Genomic DNA, 15942 nt, shown 5'->3' with positions numbered 1-15942 from the left:
TGCTGTTGATAGGTACTGCTTCAACCACGGTTAGGGCAGTACCTATCTGAAAGTGTTGGTTGATTAGCGTTTCGCGCTCGGATAAGGGATGTATTCTTGATTGTCACTTGGGATGTCAGGGAATTGTCGATCAATCCATTGCTGGCGCGCTTGATCCAAGCGCTCTTGGCGGCTAGAGACAAAGTTCCAGTCAAGATAACGAGGGCCCAGGTCATCTCCGCCAATTAAAACAATTTGCGAGTCACGCTCGGCACTAATAACAACGTTGCCGTTCGCGCCCAATAGCGCCATGGTGTGTTGTGTTATGTGTACATCGTCGCTTCTGAGCTCACCCTGCAGTACATACAGACCGCGCATCGTTGCATTAGGTAAGGTTAATGATTGTCCAGCGCTGAGCCGCGCCTCAATATATAAGGTTGGACTAAAAGTTTTTACCGGTGAGCTAACACCGTAGGCAGTACCCATCAGTACTCGAACGAGCACACCATCGATATTTAGAGCCGGTAACTGATCAGCGGCATAGTGATAAAAAGCTGGATCTGTTTCTTCATCTTTTTCTGGTAAAGCCAACCACAATTGTAAGCCGTGAATAGAGTGGGAGCGGCTTTTGACCTGAGTTGATTGTCGTTCGGAATGCACGATGCCAGAGCCTGCCACCATCAAGTTGAGATCCTGTGGACAGATCTTTTGTATGTTGCCGATGGAGTCCTGATGCAGCATCTCACCATCTAGCAAGTAGGTCACCGTGGCCATATTGATATGTGGATGTGGCCGTACATTAACACCTTCACCGGCTGGAAAGCTCACAGGACCCATATGATCAAAGAAAACCCATGGCCCAATATGCTTAACGCTTGGATTTGGAAAACTACGACGTACAGAAAAACCACCGAGATTTTTCTCTTTGGAGCGTAGTAATAGTTGAATAGTAGCAACTGAGCTATCTGGCTGTGATGGTGTTGACTGGCTATGGCTCATAACGTTGTCCTCCGTTAGACTGGATGCAATCAGTTTTTAGCGCAGGTCAGCTGCAGTGTAGCCAAAACGACTCTGTAAAGCATAGTGTTCTTGTCATCGAGTATGGATGGCAAGGTCGTAGGGGAATAACTGTTTGCCTGATAGACGTGATGGATTATGTAATCATTATTAAATATTATTGATGTATTTATATATTGTTTTATAGAAGGAGTTAACCATGCTTGAAAAGCCGCAAATTCTTGCTGATACGCATTTTACATATGCTGCTGAACGTTTTGAACAGAGTCCTATTTCACTGCAGTTGACGGCGTTAGCTGACAAAGTGTTCCCTTCATTAGCGCTGGATAAACATCAACATTGGTTGGATTTTGGTGCCGGGACTGGCGCCTTGAGTGTGCCTTTGGCTGCGCATGTTAAGCAGGTTACGGCGCTGGATACGTCTGCAGCCATGCTGGCTAAGCTGACTGCGAAAAACGTAGAGAATATCACCACGCTTGAACAGGATGTTTTTTACGGGCTTAGTGACACCTATGCGGGGGTAATCAGCAGTATGGCCTTGCATCATGTGGCTGATATTCCGCAGCTGTTAAGTTGTATGCACCAATGCTTAGAGGATGGCGGGCAGTTGGCGTTAATTGACCTATATAGCGAAGATGGTAGTTTTCATGGTGACAATCAGGCTAAAGGTGTCGTGCATCTTGGCTTTGATCCTCAGCAGTTACTTGAAGAGGCGGCTAAAACTGGGTTTAAACATCTGAGTTGTCGTGAGATTTTTAATATTGAGCATAAAAACGGCAACAGCTATCCGGTTTTTTTATTATTAGGTCGTGCTTAAGTTGCATGCTCTGCTAGAACGGGGCTGTCGAATTTTTATTTATATCGTCGCCCCCTAGAGGCTTACTGTGTTTTTTCTGTCGCAGCGCTACGCTCATTGAGCGCGACTAAATAATGTAAGCTGGCTTCAGTCGCAGGCTGTAAGTGTTCGATAGCTTTATCGGTAACTTTTAACATGCCATTGGCGTCTCGTGTCATAAAGCCGAGCTCTTCGAGCTTATGTACTTTACGGCGCACGGTTTCTCGGGCGATACCGCTGCATTCGGCAATTGATTGGATATTAATGGGCTGGTTGAGACGGTTTTTCTTATTGTCATTGATAAATTCAGTGTAGGTCATATTACTCGTCTGGCGAGCAGGTAATGCGCGTGAGCCGACAATAGCTAAAATCAGCATTAAATCTAAATCCCCAAAACATTGCTGACGCAGTAGGATTAATAACTCACATAACCCCTCAATATGAGTCGGAAAAATATGACCGAAGTGATGAGTGACTTTCTCGTAGCTTAACGGCATTGCTGTGTTCTCTTGGTAAAACGTTGAATAAAATAATGATACCCAATTTGGGTATAGAGTACGTTGCTTAGTTTTTCTGCTTCAGCGAGACTATACAATTATGTATTAGTGTCGCGCTGTCGTATCAGTGTTGATGAGTGCATCGATCAGGAGTATCAGAATTGATAAAGCGTATTGGCTGGCTCGTAAGCGTCATTGTCCTTACAGGATTAAGTGGCTGTGGGGAAGGCGAGACTGTTGATGAGGCGGTTGAGGTGTCACGACCGGTACCAATGATGGTGGTAGATACCTCAGGTAAAACGTCAAGCCTACGTTTCCCCGGCCGTGTGCGTGCAGCGCAGCGAGCAGACTTAACCTTTAATGTGCCTGGGCGAGTGATTGAGTTACCCGTTGAGGAAGGGCAACTGTTGGAAAAAGGTCAGTTGGTCGCGCGCTTAGATGATGCCAATTATCGCATCCAAATGCGCTCAATGCTGGCTAAGTACAATAAGGCGCGCACCGATTACAGCCGAGTGGAGCAACTCTGGCAGCGCAGTCAAGCGGTAGCCAAAGCAGAGGTTGATAAGCAACGCACGGCAATGGATGTGGCACAGGCCGACTATTCTCTCGCTAAAAAAGATTTTGATGATACTCGCCTTATTGCGCCGTTTGCTGGTGTGATTACTAAGCGTTATGTTGAAAACTACAGCAATGTAGAAGACAAAGAACCTATTGTTAGCCTGCAGGATCTGAATAACCTTGAAATTGTGATTAATGTGCCCGAACGCGTGGTGCGCAATGCACCCAAGCAACCTGAGCAGGTGATGGGCTACGCCGTTTTTGCTGACCAGCCTGAGCAGTTACTGCCTGTTACTCTGAAGTCTTTTGCGTCGGACAGTGACAGCCAAACGCAAAGCTATGAGGTGGTGCTGGCGCTTGATCCGGGTTACGAGGTGACAGTTTTACCCGGTATGTCAGTGGATGTATTGCCGCAGAAGACGCTTGGTGGTGTGTCGACGGGGCAGGCAAAAGTGCCGCTTAACGCTATTTTTTCTACAGCGAATGGTGTGACTGGTGTTTGGGTCTTTGATCCTGAAACTTCACGAGTGACCTTGCAAGCAGTCGAGCTGGGTGAGGTGCTCGGTTCTGATGTTGTGGTGAAGACGGGGCTAGTCGGCGGTGAGCAGATCGTTACTGCCGGTGTCAGTCAGCTACGAGAAGCAATGTTGGTTCGCCCCCTTTAAATCTGGGGTTGACGATAAATATAGGGTAGATAAACAGTGAATATTGCTGAACAAACACTCGCTAAGCGGACGATTGCATGGATGGTCGTGCTGTTGGTGTTGCTGGGAGGCTACATCAGTTATGAAAAATTGGGTCGCTTTGAAGACCCGGAATTTGTGATTCGCCAAGCAGCGATTACCACGCTATACCCTGGCGCTTTACCGTCGCAAGTGGCGGAAGAAGTCACCGAAGTTATTGAAGAAGCGGTGCAACAGCTGCAAGAGATTAAAGAGGTAACCTCTGTTTCGCGGATGGGTAACTCGCTGGTTAAAGTTGAGATAGCGTTGGAGTTTGCCCCAAGTAAAGTAGAGCTTGAGCAGATCTGGGATAAGCTCAGACGTAAAGTTAATGATGCACAGCATAAGCTGCCGCCTGGGGCAGGACCGTCGATTGTCAATGATGACTTTGGTGATGTGTATGCGTTATTTTTTGCGGTTACGGGTGAGGGCTATACCCTAAAAGAAATCAAGGACTATCTTGATATTCTTGAGCGTGAGCTGTTGCAAGTCCCAGGTGTTGCGCGAGTAGCAACATTAGGCCAGTCGGAAGAAGCGATATTTATTGAGATTTCCTCAGCTAAAGCTGCACAGTTGGGTATTGCTCAAGATGAAATTTATCAATCATTGCGTCAGCAAAATGTGATCACTGACTCAGGCAATCTGCTTATTGGCCCGCAGCGGGTGCAGTTTAGTCCGCAAGGACAAGTCGACTCTGTTGAAGCGTTAGGCAATATTGCTCTAGGTTCGGCCAGTGGTGAGCAGGTGATTTTCTTAAAGGATATTGCCAACATCAGGCGTTCAACCATTGAGCCGCCACGCGCTTTAATGAATTTTGATGGGCAGCCGGCAATTGGCTTAGGAATTTCCCAAGTGGCTGGCGGCAACATCGTGGATGTGGGCGATGCGGTACGTGCGCGCTTACAAGAGCTGGAATCGCAGCGTCCTATTGGTATTGATCTGCAGATTGTGTCCTACCAGTCTGATTCGGTTCGTGAAGCTGTGGATGGTTTTGTTGCGAACCTCGTTGCTGCTGTCGTCATTGTGGTGCTAGTTCTGATTGTGTTTATGGGGTGGCGCAGTGGCGTTATCGTTGGCAGTGTTTTATTGCTGACGGTCGCTGGTACTTTAATTGCCATGTATATGGATGGCATTGCCATGCAGCGTATTTCCTTGGGTGCATTGATTATTGCACTAGGCATGCTGGTGGATAATGCCATTGTCGTCACTGACGGCATTATCGTGCGTATGGAAAAAGGCGAAGCCGCAGACAGTGCTGCCATTGCTGTAGTTAAAGGCACGCAGTATCCACTGCTGGGTGGCACCGTCGTTGGGATTCTGGCCTTTAGTGCGATTGGTTTGTCGCCCACAGATATGGGCGAGTACGCCGGTTCGTTATTTTGGGTGATCATGTATTCGATGATGCTCAGCTGGTTGTTTGCTGTTACTTTAACGCCGCTATTCTGTGTTGCTTTGCTTAAAGTCAAAGTGATACCTGACGGCACGGCAGAGAAGCAAACAGGTATTTTGTACCGTTACCGTGGCTTATTAAATGTAGCGCTGCGTCATTGTTTGTTCACTGGTGTAGTTATGCTGAGTTTATTGGCCAGTGCTATTTTCGGTTTTAACTGGGTAAAACCTGGGTTTATGCCTGACTCAGCTCGTCCGCAGTTTGTCGTGGATATGTATCTACCACAAGGATCAGATATTCGTGAAACCGCTAAAGAGTTGGAGAAAATGGCGGAATATGTTCATGAAAAACAAAGCGTCACCCATGTCACTCGCTTTGTTGGACAAGGGGGTTTGCGCTTTATGCTGACGTATAGCCCTGAAGACCCTAATAGCAGTTATGGTCAGTTGTTGATTGATGTTGACGATGCATCTGGAATCGCTGAATTGGTCGATGAGTTGCAGAGTGAACTGTCTGAACGTCATCCACTGGCCGCCATTAAAGTATGGAAATTTATGCTCGGCCGCGGCGGCGGTAAAAAAATCGAAGTGGCCTTTAAAGGACCTGATCCAGCAGTACTGCGTCAATTAGCTGAGCAAGCGAAAGCTATTATGGCTGATGATCCGGGTGCGATTGCCATTCAAGATGACTGGCGTGATAAAACACCGGTACTTCGACCTGTGGTCAATGAAGTGGCGGCACGCCGTGCTGGGGTTGATATTACCCAGATCAGCCAAGCACTGAACCGTACTTTTACCGGTGCACGAGTGGGGGTCTATCGTGAAAAAGATAAGCTGATTCCGATTATTGCTCGCGCACCTTATGACGAGCGTACACAAGCTCAAGATGTCGAAAACGTACAGGTGTACAGTCCGACGGCAAAAAAATACTTACCAATGAGTCAGTTGGTCAGTGATGTGAAAGTCGAGTGGTCGGATGCGATTTTACGTCGAGTGGATCGTTTTCCAACCATTATGGCCCAAGCCGATCCCTTGCCAGGTCAGCAGTCCAATCCTTTATTCGATCGACTCAAACCTAAAGTTGAAGCCATCGAGCTGCCTCCAGGTTACAGCATGGAGTGGCATGGTGAGTATAACGACTCGAAGGAGTCTAACGAAGGTTTAGCGATTTCCGCTCCTTATGGCTTTACCGCAATGATCTTGGCCGTGGTGCTGATGTTTAACGCACTACGTCAGCCTTTGGTCATCTGGCTGACTGCGCCGCTGGCCATTATTGGTGTGACGGTTGGTTTAGTCATCTTCCAAGTGCCCTTTGAGTTTATGGCGATTTTAGGTTGCCTAAGCTTGGTGGGAATGCTGGTGAAAAACTCGATTGTCTTGGTCGATCAAGCCGATGTGGAAATACGCGAAGGTAAAGCTGGCTTTATTGCGGTGATCGATGCGTCTGTGAGTCGTGCTCGTCCGGTATTTCTCGGTGCCTTCACCACCATTCTCGGAGTTGCGCCGTTACTCTTTGACCCGTTCTTTAAGAGTATGGCTGTGGTCATTATGTTTGGTCTGACCTTTGCTACTATCTTGACGTTAGTGGTCGTGCCGTTGTTGTATGTGGTGATTTTCCGTATACCAGTGGAGGCAAAAGAGACGATTGTATAGAACGTTAACCGTACATAGCTGGCAAATACAATCGAGCATTATGGCGACTGGTGATGTGGAGGGAATGGAGCGCGGCGGATCGCCCGCAATAGAGAGCGGGTAAGCTCCTAGCGGCCCTTAAAAGCCGCTGCCCGTCGCTCCATAAAGGAGCGCACTCCTTCTGCGGCATCCTCGCTGCTCATGACCTTTGGCATATCCTCAAATACCTGCGCTAAAGCAGCATTGTCACCGTGCAGGCGGGCTATTTTTGCGGACTTGAGTGCAGCTTGTACGCCCAACGGTGCCGCCGCAGCTACTTTTAACGCCAGCTCGCGCGCGCGTGCTTGCAGCTGTTGCGCTTCACACAGTTCGGTGAGCATGCCCCAGTCATACGCTTGTTGGCCGCTAAATTCATCGCCAGTGAGTAAATAACGTTGCGCACGGGCCCAGCCGATTTCTTCCGGTAAACGCACTGTACCGCCGCCACAGGGATAAATACCGCGCTGTACCTCCAATTGAGCAAAGCGGGTTTGTGCTGTGGCTAAACGAATATCGCTGTTGAGCAATAACTCAAGACCTGAGGTATAGCACAGGCCTTGTGCGGCAATGACTAAAGGTTTAGTCAATATTTCGCCAGCGATGCCGTAAGGATCAATTTCACCTTCTGCCACTGCCAAAGCCTGACCTTGAGCAAATAAAGGTGCCCACTTATCCAACTCTAATCCTGCGGTAAAGTGCTTGCCGTTGGCTTGAATAATGCCAACTCGCAGATCGTCATCGTGCTGTAAACGGTGTAACGCTTGCGCGAGCAAATGATAGCTTTCTGGATCCAGTGCATTGAGCTTGTCCGGACGGTTAAAAGTTATAGTGAGAATATGCTCACTGGCTGCAATCAGCACTTTATCAGCGTTACTCATGGCAACTCCTTAATCATTAGCTGTGACTAGAACATAGCCTAAAACCAGTCGCTATGCATATCTAAACAGGTGCGGTCAAAGCGTTGCAGCAAGCGCGCTTGCAGTTCCACTTCAGGCAATTCCCAGCGAATAAAGTAGTGTGCGGCTTGTAACTTACCAGCAAGAAAATTTTGATCTTCGCTATTGCTTGAGTCTGCAAAAGTATCCAGTGCTTTATCAGCCATTTCTAACCACAGCCAGCCAACTACGGTTTTGCCCAGCATATCCAAATACAGCGCTGAGTTGGCCAGTGCTTGGTTGACTTGGCCTTGTTGTAGTGCAGCGCCGAGTTTTAAGGTAGTGGTTTGTACCAGAGTCAAGTAGTGCTCGAACTCGCTGACCAGTTCACTCAGTTGTGGTTTGTGCATAGCAGAGGCAAGGGTGCTATGCATACGCGCCATCAGTAGTTTTAGACCTTTGCCATTGTGCTGCCAAAGTTTACGGCCTAATAAATCTAAAGACTGAATGCCGTGCGTGCCTTCATGAATTGGATTTAAGCGGTTATCGCGGTAGCACTGTTCCACTGGATACTCGCGGGTGTAGCCCGCACCGCCCAGCACTTGAATGGCTAAATCGTTGGCGCGTGGGCCATAAAAGGAAGGAAATGATTTGACCATCGGTGTCAGCAAATCCAGCAAAATACCAGCATCTGCATCGTGCCCAGCTTCTTGCTCATCCACTAAACGAGCAGCTAATAAACACAGCGCTAGCGAGCCTTCAACATAGGATTTTTGCGCTAACAGCATACGCTTTACATCGCTATGTTCGATGATGTTTATCGGTTTGCTGTCGGGACTTTTCTCTGTGGCAGCGCGGCCTTGTGGACGGTTGCGTGCATAGTCTAAAGATTCTAAGTAACCACGATAACCAATCATCGCGGCACCGAGACCCACACCAATCCGCGCCTCGTTCATCATTTTGAACATATACATTAAGCCCTTACCGGGTTCACCGAGTAAGTAGCCGACGCAATTGTCGTGCTCACCAAAGTTGAGCACGGTAGAGGTGGTGCCGCGGTAACCCATCTTGTGTAATAAGCCCGCCAGTTGCACGTCATTGCGTTCGCCTAAGGAGCCATCTGCATGAGTGATGAACTTAGGCACAATAAACAATGAGATACCTTTCACTCCTTTTGCTGCGCCCTCAATCCGTGCCAAGACTAAGTGCACAATGTTCTCGGTGATATCTTGATCGCCGCCAGAAATGTACATTTTCTGACCTTTAATCCGATAGCTACCATCCTTTGCGAGTACAGCCTTACTACTGATATCGCCCAAAGATGAACCCACATCAGGCTCAGTTAATGCCATGGTTCCGGCAAAACGACCACTGAACAGCGCGGGGATAAACATGGCTTTTTGCTGGTCATTGGCAAAGGTGTGAATCACATTGGCTGCCGCGCTGGTAAGAAAAGGGTAACCCGCGCTGGCGGGGTTCGCCGACATAAAGAAGGTGTTCGCGGCCATCTGCAGCAGTGCGGGCAGTTGCATGCCACCTGCGGCGTAGTCGTGTTTGGCACAGAGCAAACCGGATTCGGCAAAGTGCCGCCAAGCGTCTTTGACTTCGCTAATGGTGGTGACTGTTTGACCATCAAACTGTGGCTCGTTCGCATCGGCTTTAGCGTTATGTGGCGCAAAGTAGTCAACGGCAATGCGTTCTGCGGTATTTAAAATGGCGTCAAACGTGCTGCGATCATGCTCAGCAAAACGCGGCAGTTCAGTCAGTTGTTCAGCGTTAAATACCTGATAGAGGAGAAACTCTAAGTCTTTATTGTTGATGATTTTTGACACTGTAAACTCCAATCAAGCAAAAGAGGTGGGCTTTACCTGAGTATCTTATTCATTGATGCGTATGGCTAGGCCACATAAAGATGAACTGGTTAAGCAGGTGCAGGCTTGGTTACAGGAAAACTATGCGCAGACGTTTACCCTAGACCAGTTGGCGCAACGTTTTAGTGCCTCGAAAGGTACTTTAATTCACCGTTTTAATGCGGCTTTATCTTGTCCGCCGAATGTTTATCTGCAGTCACTACGGATAGAAGCCGCGCAAAAGTTATTGGAAGAGACCCGTCTGAGTGTGGATTTGCTCGTGAACCAACTGGGTTATGAGGACGCCCGTTCTTTTCGACGCTTGTTTCGTCATAAAACCGGTGTAACGCCGACTGAGTATCGGCGGCGCTTTAGTCGGCGCTAAATTCGGCCCGTGAGCTGCATTCAATCAGATTATTGGGCGACCAGTAATGCATTAAGCCATTGATCATCCTCACGACCTAAACGTTGGTCGGTGCTGATCCAGAAGCTGTCTAAGGTTAATCCTGTACCTTTCAGAAAACCTTCTAAACGTTGTTCGCTGCAGTTAGTAAATTTACGACCATCGCGTTCGGTATCGTCTTCGCCATATTTAAATGAGACATAGATGACGCCTTGCGGCAGTAACAGTTGGCTTAAATGACGTAGTGTGGCGCTCATTTGTGCGGCGGGTACATGCAATAAAGAGGCGCATGCCCAAATGCCGGCAAAGAGTTGTTCACTCTCAAAAGCCAAAAAAGTGCTGTGTTGAATATCAATGCCGCTGACCTTGCGGGCAATCTCTACCAGCTTGGCGCTGGCGTCAAACGCCTCGACTGGGTAGCCGAGCTTTAAAAATGCAGCTGCATCACGGCCGGCACCGCAGCCGGCATCTAAAATTCGACCGGCTTGGGGCAATGCTGCTAAAAAGCTTTCATACAACGGACTCATATCGACATCCAAGGTATTGGCAGCAAATTGCTCAGCATTATCATCGTAGAATTTAAGTGTCATATGTGTTTTCCTAAATTACAGTCAGCATTCAATACGCTGGTGTCGGTGAGGGGTGCACAGCACAACAGCAGGTAACTTATTAAAAGCTAGGCAATGTTTATGTGCTGATATTGTAAACAGTTTATCAGCTTGTATAGCGAGTAGCTGTCTGTGTGTTGTTAAGTATGATTTATAACGTTAGCCTAATTAACCTTGCCGCGACGTGAGGCAGAACAAGTACAGGTTTGCTCTTATGTTATGCGGTCTGCGAACATAGCTGTCATCTGCTGAATAGACGTTGACAATAGGTTTAACGTTATAGCTCTGCTGCTCTGGCGTGTACGATTATAAGTGCGCGCTCATGCAGCCTAAACTGAATGATCAAGAGGGAGTTGCTGTGCCTTATCTGTTGCTGGGGTTGGCTGCGGTTATGTTTGGCTTATATAACGTATTTATTAAGTTGTCGGCCGATCATATTCAAGCGGTATTAGGTGCTGTAATTCTACAGTTTGTCGCGGCATTTTTAGGTTTAGGCTTATTGGTTTACTTTAAGCATGTCGATAACCTCACACTGCATGTTAGTCCGCGCGGTGTCATCTTAGCCGTACTCGCTGGCGCTGCGATTGGCGTGGTTGAGATACTCACCTTTATCATTTACGGACGCGGTGTGGCTGTTGCGGTCGGCAACCCCTTGATTGTCGGTGGCTCTTTAATTGTGACCAGCGGTATTGGCTGGTTATTTTTGCGCGAAGTATTAAACCCGTGGCAAGTTGCTGCGGTGTTTAGCATTATCGTTGGTGTTGCTATATTGGCTTGGCAGGCAGGACGTTGATGATGGCGGATACACAACACACACCGATGCAAGCCTATAGCCAGGCCCTGAACCGTGGTTTTGTTGATGATCCTGCTCAACGCCATGCCGTAGAGGCGTTAGAACAGTGCTACCAAGCGCTGCAGAAACGTTCAGCTATAGCGCGCGGTGTCTATTTATATGGGCGCGTGGGTCGAGGGAAAACCTGGTTGATGGATCAGTTTTATCGCAGCTTAACAGTGCCTGCGCGACGGCAGCATTTTCATCATTTTATGCAGGATGTGCATCAGCGCTTATTTCGTCTAATGGGCAGTGCTAATCCTCTGGCAAGGATTGCTGATGAGCTGATGAGTGAAATTCAAGTGCTGTGCTTTGATGAGTTATTTGTCAGCGATATTGCTGATGCAATGATTTTAGGCGGTTTGTTTCAAGAATTGTTTGCCCGTGGCTTAATCATCGTAGCTACCTCAAATCAGCCACCTGCCGAACTTTATAGTGAGGGCTACAATCGCCAGCGTTTTTTACCAGCGATTGCCGCGCTTGAGCAGTACATGGAATTGGTTAATGTCGACGGTGAGCAGGATCATCGTTTACACCAAGGGCCCGCCCTACAGCGTTATTGGGTTAAGAGTCCTGAGCATAATAGTATTATGCCTGAGTTGTTTGCCGAGCTTAGCAGTGGCGACACGAGCGAACATGGCAGCTTTAATGTAGGCGCACGCAAGTTAATAACCCATGCGTACAGTGCAAGGGTGCTGTGGTGTGATTATGCAGCGCTGTGCGAACAACCTTTTGCTGCAGTGGATTTTATGGCGTTATGTGACCGTTTTCAGCTGTTGTTGTTGAGTTCAGTACCGCGCTTAGGTGGACAGCAGCGCCTTGCTAAAATTGCTCGTGGTACTGAAGATGCGGTACATAGAGTGGATGCCGGCGATCGACAACTGCCGATGCTGGCGCAGAGTGATGACAGTGTGCGGCGTTTTATTGCTTTAGTTGATGAGTGCTATGATCGCCGCGTGCCGCTTTATATTGAAGCAGATGTGCCACTTGAAGCGCTTTATACTGAAGGCTATTTAGCATTTGCATTCCGACGTACTTACAGTCGATTAAAAGAAATGCAGCTCGAGCGTTTTGCAAAAGACTAAGCTATGCTTTGCGAAATAATTATTTATCATTTTATTAAGGGACGCGTCACATGCCTGTGAGTATCCGCCTACTGGGTTTAGTTGGTTTTATATTTTTAACCGCGTGCTCATCGCGTACTCCGATTATTGAGCCTGTTGCAGCGCCTAAAGCGCCTGCATCAGTCATGTTTAATCCGGCGGCTGATGATGTGTTGTTTCGTGCCATCGGCTTGGTGGGCACCCCGTACGTCTGGGGCGGCAATACCCCCTCTTCAGGGTTTGATTGCAGCGGTTTAATTGGTTTTGTATATAACGATGTAGCGGGCATCCGCTTACCAAGAACCACCCAGCAAATGATTGAAATGAAAGGACCGATTGTGCCACGCAGCAAGTTGCGCAGCGGTGATATTATTTTCTTTAGCACAGCTGGGCATGGTCGTGTCAGTCATGCCGGTATTTATGTCGGTGATGGTCGCTTTGTACATGCGCCCTCGAGCGGCGGCACCGTGCGCTTAGACAGTGTTAATGCTAAGTATTGGAGTAGCGCATATCTACAAGCTAAGCGTGTATTGAACAGTGAAACTGTAGTGTCTAACCCTTAACTATAAAGAGCTCCACGGCGCACTGCTAGTCATCAGGCCGGCGCTGGGCTAAACAATAATAGAGAGTTGATATGAGCGAGCAACAACCACCACGCATTGGTGTTATCGGTACTGGCGCCATTGGTGGCTTTTATGGTGTGATGTTAGCGCGGGCTGGCTTTGACGTGCATTTTTTATTGCGCAGTGAATATGCTGCGGTCAGCCAGAATGGTTTACGGATCAATAGCGCTGTGCATGGTGAGCTGCTCTTGCCGCACGTGCAGGCTTATAGTGACGCGGCGCAGATGCCAGCCTGTGATTGGATTTTGGTGGGCGCAAAAACCACCAGTAATGTTGAGCTTGCAGCCATTATCAATCGAGTCGCTGCACCTGGCGCTAAAGTGGTTTTGCTGCAAAACGGTTTCGCAGTTGAAGAGCAAGTACGTCCACTGCTAGATCCAGGTCTGCACTTATTAGGTGGGCTATGTTTTATTTATATCAATCGTATTGCGCCTGGTATTATCGAACATCAGGCCAGTGGTGCTGTTAATCTTGGTTATCATAGTGGACCGTCGAACGCCGAAGAAGGGTATGCCATTGCTCAACAAGGCGCGGCATTTTTTCAACAGGCAGGTCTCGACTCAAAGGCCTTACAGGCATTACAGCAGGCGCGCTGGCAGAAGCTGGTATGGAATATTCCTTACAATGGTTTGTCGGTATTGCTCAACAGTAATACCTCACAACTCATGGCCGAGCCACATAGCCGGGCACTGATTGTTGAGTTGATGCAGGAAGTGATAGCTGGCGCGGCCGCTTGTGGTTACCCTCTATCAGATAAATTGCTGAATGGCATGCTTAAGTCAACCGAGGCAATGCCGGCTTATTTACCCAGCATGTACCATGATTTTGCGCAAAAACGCCCTATGGAGTTGCTGGCTATTTATCAAGCCCCGCTGGAAGCGGCTCAAGCAGCGGGCTGTGCTATGCCTAAAGTTAGGATGTTATGGCAAATGCTAGAGTATGTGTCTGCTTAAAGCCTGATGTGTGCGCAATGTATCCATCGCTTGATTGATACGTTGTAAACGCTCGGTACAGCCGCCTCGATCAGGGTGATGGCGGCTGACGAGTTGGCGATAGTGATGACGCAACGTCTGAGCATCGAGGCTGTGTAAAGACTGTTTAATACCCAGCTCAGTTAACGCTTCGGTAACGTGTTGCGGCTGCACAACATGACTGAGCCCCTGATAGAGTAAGCGTTCAACCTCATTGCGATCGGTACCGCTCAGATGCTCTAAATTTAGATAGTACGTACGCAGCGGATCGTTGATGTCGATTGCTTGAGCTGCCGTTGCTGCTACTGCGCTGGTTGCTTGTAAGCGAATACACAGGGGGCTGATCTGCAGATCGTATTGTCGCGCTGAGCGCAGAGTATCACGTAGCGAATAGAGCAAATGAAATAGCACAAAATGGCTACGAAACAAGCTTAATGCATCGCTGAGATTAGCCTGAATAAACAATGGCCACTGTTGCTGTTTAAGCTGGGTGATTAACTGATACTCGCTGAGCCCTGTCGGGTGGTCCCGCAGTCGTTGCTCTAGGCTTACTAGGAGCTTGAATTTATCTAAGGTATGCACAGCACTAAACTCTGTATTTATCGCGAATGTTGAAACGAAAAAAGGCTCTGCGAGTCTATGTTGGACACTATGTTTAAGCAATTCAACAGACCCCGCTGGAGTATAACAATGCGCAAAACCATAACTCAGACAATTCTTTTATGTGCGTGCTTTAGCAGTCACTGGGCTATAGCAGAGACAGGTGATCAAGTACAACAAGTGTTGTATCAGTGTGAGCGTAATGTATCGTTGCCAGTGACTTATTTGAATACAGCCAATGGTGGTGCATATGCGGTGTTGCAGGTTGATGGCCAGCAGATAGCGCTGCGTAATACTGTTAGTGCATCAGGCGCTCGTTATCAATCCATTGACGAGACACGCGGTTACAGTTGGCATAGTAAAGGCGATAGCGGGGTTTTATCCTGGCAGCCTATACATGAGCCCGATAAAAATATGATTGTTTTAGCTGAGTGCGCAAGTGGTGAAGCAATGTTTGCTAAAAATACCGATTGAGTTGTAAGACACCGCTAGGGTTTGTTGGAGGCAACAGGTAAAATATTATTTTTTTATCTGTTGCGGATCATGCTATGAGTACTTTGTCAGTCGTTCAGAAGAAATTACAGAAGCGTTTATACCGGCTTGCGGGGGAGGCGGTCACTGATTTCAATATGATCGAAGAGGGCGACAAGATCATGGTCTGCTTATCTGGCGGAAAAGACAGCTATGCCATGCTCGATGTACTTCTACACTTGCAAAAAGTTGCTCCTATTCGATTTTCTTTAGTTGCCGTGAATATGGACCAGAAACAACCTGGTTTTCCTGAGCATGTGTTGCCCGCTTATTTAGAGTCTGTTGGTGTTGAGTATCACATTATCGAAAAAGATACCTACTCGGTGGTGAAAGAGAAAATTCCTGAAGGCAAAACGACCTGTTCGCTTTGTTCACGTTTACGTCGCGGTACGCTATACACCTATGCTGATGAGATTGGTGCGACCAAAATGGCGCTTGGTCATCATCGTGATGATATTTTAGAAACATTTTTCTTAAATATGTTTTTTGGTGGCACCCTGAAAGCCATGCCGCCTAAGCTGCTCTCGGATGATGGACGTAATGTCGTCATTCGGCCTTTAGCTTACTGCAAAGAAAGTGATATTGCTGAATATGCCGAGCTGCAAGGTTTTCCGATTATTCCGTGTAATTTATGTGGCTCGCAAGAGAACCTTCAGCGCCAAGTGGTAAAAGGCATGCTGCAAGAATGGGAAGAGAAAACCCCAGGTCGTTTAGATATCATGTTCCGCGCCTTACAAAATGTTGTGCCGTCACAATTAGCGGATCGGCAGCTGTTTGACTTCGCCAGTTTAACCATCGATAACCAAGCTCAACCGCGCTATTTAGATGTGATGAGCCTGTAACGGTCAAATTAATGGCAGTCAGCGGCATGTTTTGCT

At 47.9% G+C, this 15942-nt stretch carries 16 protein-coding genes; 10 read left to right on the top strand and 6 right to left on the bottom strand.

Annotation, left to right across the window (positions count from 1 at the left end):
* Positions 1-63: 63 nt before the first annotated feature.
* Positions 64-978 carry a pirin family protein gene (locus JYJ62_RS01875; protein WP_205340488.1) on the bottom strand — a complete coding sequence of 305 codons (915 nt, stop codon included), beginning with the start codon at positions 976-978 and terminating at the stop codon, positions 64-66.
* A gap of 217 nt (positions 979-1195) precedes the next feature.
* Here JYJ62_RS01875 and JYJ62_RS01870 point away from each other — a divergent pair, with 217 nt between their 5' ends.
* The gene (locus JYJ62_RS01870) at positions 1196-1813 is read left to right on the top strand and encodes a class I SAM-dependent methyltransferase (RefSeq protein WP_205340487.1); all 618 of its coding nucleotides are present in this window, start codon (positions 1196-1198) and stop codon (positions 1811-1813) included.
* Positions 1814-1875: 62 nt separating this feature from the next.
* Here the strand turns inward: JYJ62_RS01870 and JYJ62_RS01865 are convergent, their stop codons facing one another.
* The gene (locus tag JYJ62_RS01865) at positions 1876-2328 is read right to left on the bottom strand and encodes a DeoR family transcriptional regulator (RefSeq protein WP_205340486.1); all 453 of its coding nucleotides are present in this window, start codon (positions 2326-2328) and stop codon (positions 1876-1878) included.
* 161 nt (positions 2329-2489) lie between these two features.
* Between JYJ62_RS01865 and JYJ62_RS01860 the strand changes: the two genes are divergently transcribed.
* Both JYJ62_RS01860 and JYJ62_RS01855 read left to right on the top strand, forming a co-directional pair.
* Entirely contained in the window at positions 2490-3551 is a 1062-nt protein-coding gene (locus tag JYJ62_RS01860) for an efflux RND transporter periplasmic adaptor subunit (protein WP_205340485.1), read from the top strand.
* A 36-nt stretch (positions 3552-3587) separates the two neighbouring features.
* On the top strand, positions 3588-6650 hold the full coding sequence (locus JYJ62_RS01855) for an efflux RND transporter permease subunit (RefSeq protein WP_205340484.1): 3063 nt from the start codon (positions 3588-3590) through the stop codon (positions 6648-6650).
* Between the two features lie 107 nt (positions 6651-6757).
* Here JYJ62_RS01855 and JYJ62_RS01850 read toward each other — a convergent pair whose 3' ends face one another.
* Both JYJ62_RS01850 and JYJ62_RS01845 read right to left on the bottom strand, forming a co-directional pair.
* Positions 6758-7546: a crotonase/enoyl-CoA hydratase family protein gene (locus JYJ62_RS01850; RefSeq protein WP_205340483.1), complete on the bottom strand. Its 789-nt coding sequence runs from the start codon at positions 7544-7546 to the stop codon at positions 6758-6760.
* 38 nt (positions 7547-7584) lie between these two features.
* Positions 7585-9375: an acyl-CoA dehydrogenase gene (locus JYJ62_RS01845; RefSeq protein ID WP_205340482.1), complete on the bottom strand. Its 1791-nt coding sequence runs from the start codon at positions 9373-9375 to the stop codon at positions 7585-7587.
* Between the two features lie 61 nt (positions 9376-9436).
* Between JYJ62_RS01845 and JYJ62_RS01840 the strand changes: the two genes are divergently transcribed.
* On the top strand, positions 9437-9778 hold the full coding sequence (locus JYJ62_RS01840; RefSeq protein WP_205340481.1) for a helix-turn-helix domain-containing protein: 342 nt from the start codon (positions 9437-9439) through the stop codon (positions 9776-9778).
* A gap of 29 nt (positions 9779-9807) precedes the next feature.
* On the opposite strand, the gene JYJ62_RS01835 is transcribed toward JYJ62_RS01840, so the two are convergent.
* Positions 9808-10386, bottom strand: a complete 579-nt coding sequence (locus JYJ62_RS01835) for a class I SAM-dependent methyltransferase (protein WP_205340480.1) — start codon at positions 10384-10386, stop codon at positions 9808-9810.
* A 340-nt stretch (positions 10387-10726) separates the two neighbouring features.
* Here JYJ62_RS01835 and JYJ62_RS01830 point away from each other — a divergent pair, with 340 nt between their 5' ends.
* The 4 genes from JYJ62_RS01830 to JYJ62_RS01815 all read left to right on the top strand — a co-directional run bounded on the left by JYJ62_RS01830 (position 10727) and on the right by JYJ62_RS01815 (position 13915).
* Positions 10727-11197 (top strand): EamA family transporter, encoded by a 471-nt coding sequence (locus tag JYJ62_RS01830; RefSeq protein WP_205340479.1) that lies wholly within the window; start codon positions 10727-10729, stop codon positions 11195-11197.
* Positions 11197-12321, top strand: a complete 1125-nt coding sequence (gene zapE, locus JYJ62_RS01825) for a cell division protein ZapE (RefSeq protein ID WP_205340478.1) — start codon at positions 11197-11199, stop codon at positions 12319-12321. Before JYJ62_RS01830 ends, zapE begins: the two co-directional genes overlap by 1 nt.
* A 50-nt stretch (positions 12322-12371) precedes the next feature.
* Positions 12372-12902, top strand: coding sequence for a C40 family peptidase (locus JYJ62_RS01820; protein WP_205340477.1), 531 nt, complete (start codon positions 12372-12374; stop codon positions 12900-12902).
* Between the two features lie 71 nt (positions 12903-12973).
* Complete coding sequence (locus JYJ62_RS01815) at positions 12974-13915, top strand: putative 2-dehydropantoate 2-reductase (protein ID WP_205340476.1); 942 nt, start codon at positions 12974-12976, stop codon at positions 13913-13915.
* On the opposite strand, the gene JYJ62_RS01810 is transcribed toward JYJ62_RS01815, so the two are convergent.
* On the bottom strand, positions 13895-14515 hold the full coding sequence (locus tag JYJ62_RS01810) for a DNA-J related domain-containing protein (protein WP_205340475.1): 621 nt from the start codon (positions 14513-14515) through the stop codon (positions 13895-13897). The genes JYJ62_RS01815 and JYJ62_RS01810 overlap by 21 nt on opposite strands.
* Positions 14516-14623: 108 nt before the next feature.
* Between JYJ62_RS01810 and JYJ62_RS01805 the strand changes: the two genes are divergently transcribed.
* Complete coding sequence (locus JYJ62_RS01805) at positions 14624-15007, top strand: MliC family protein (RefSeq protein ID WP_205340474.1); 384 nt, start codon at positions 14624-14626, stop codon at positions 15005-15007.
* A 74-nt stretch (positions 15008-15081) separates the two neighbouring features.
* Positions 15082-15906: a tRNA 2-thiocytidine(32) synthetase TtcA gene (gene ttcA / locus JYJ62_RS01800; RefSeq protein ID WP_205340473.1), complete on the top strand. Its 825-nt coding sequence runs from the start codon at positions 15082-15084 to the stop codon at positions 15904-15906.
* Positions 15907-15942: the final 36 nt, after the last annotated feature.

The sequence above is a fragment of the Denitrificimonas caeni genome, assembly GCF_905120345.1.
In the GTDB taxonomy this organism is placed as follows: domain Bacteria; phylum Pseudomonadota; class Gammaproteobacteria; order Pseudomonadales; family Pseudomonadaceae; genus Denitrificimonas; species Denitrificimonas caeni_A.
This window is presented reverse-complemented; position numbering and strand designations above follow the sequence as displayed.

What these genes read in the sequence shown, in the direction of transcription:
- JYJ62_RS01875 (WP_205340488.1), bottom strand. Translation starts at nt 978, where the DNA reads ATGAGCCATAGCCAGTCAACACCATCACAGCCAGATAGCTCAGTTGCT.
- JYJ62_RS01870 (WP_205340487.1), top strand. Translation starts at nt 1,196, where the DNA reads ATGCTTGAAAAGCCGCAAATTCTTGCTGATACGCATTTTACATATGCT.
- JYJ62_RS01865 (WP_205340486.1), bottom strand. Translation starts at nt 2,328, where the DNA reads ATGCCGTTAAGCTACGAGAAAGTCACTCATCACTTCGGTCATATTTTT.
- JYJ62_RS01850 (WP_205340483.1), bottom strand. Translation starts at nt 7,546, where the DNA reads ATGAGTAACGCTGATAAAGTGCTGATTGCAGCCAGTGAGCATATTCTC.
- JYJ62_RS01840 (WP_205340481.1), top strand. Translation starts at nt 9,437, where the DNA reads ATGGCTAGGCCACATAAAGATGAACTGGTTAAGCAGGTGCAGGCTTGG.
- JYJ62_RS01835 (WP_205340480.1), bottom strand. Translation starts at nt 10,386, where the DNA reads ATGACACTTAAATTCTACGATGATAATGCTGAGCAATTTGCTGCCAAT.
- JYJ62_RS01830 (WP_205340479.1), top strand. Translation starts at nt 10,727, where the DNA reads ATGCAGCCTAAACTGAATGATCAAGAGGGAGTTGCTGTGCCTTATCTG.
- zapE (WP_205340478.1), top strand. Translation starts at nt 11,197, where the DNA reads ATGATGGCGGATACACAACACACACCGATGCAAGCCTATAGCCAGGCC.
- JYJ62_RS01820 (WP_205340477.1), top strand. Translation starts at nt 12,372, where the DNA reads ATGCCTGTGAGTATCCGCCTACTGGGTTTAGTTGGTTTTATATTTTTA.
- JYJ62_RS01815 (WP_205340476.1), top strand. Translation starts at nt 12,974, where the DNA reads ATGAGCGAGCAACAACCACCACGCATTGGTGTTATCGGTACTGGCGCC.
- JYJ62_RS01805 (WP_205340474.1), top strand. Translation starts at nt 14,624, where the DNA reads ATGCGCAAAACCATAACTCAGACAATTCTTTTATGTGCGTGCTTTAGC.
- ttcA (WP_205340473.1), top strand. Translation starts at nt 15,082, where the DNA reads ATGAGTACTTTGTCAGTCGTTCAGAAGAAATTACAGAAGCGTTTATAC.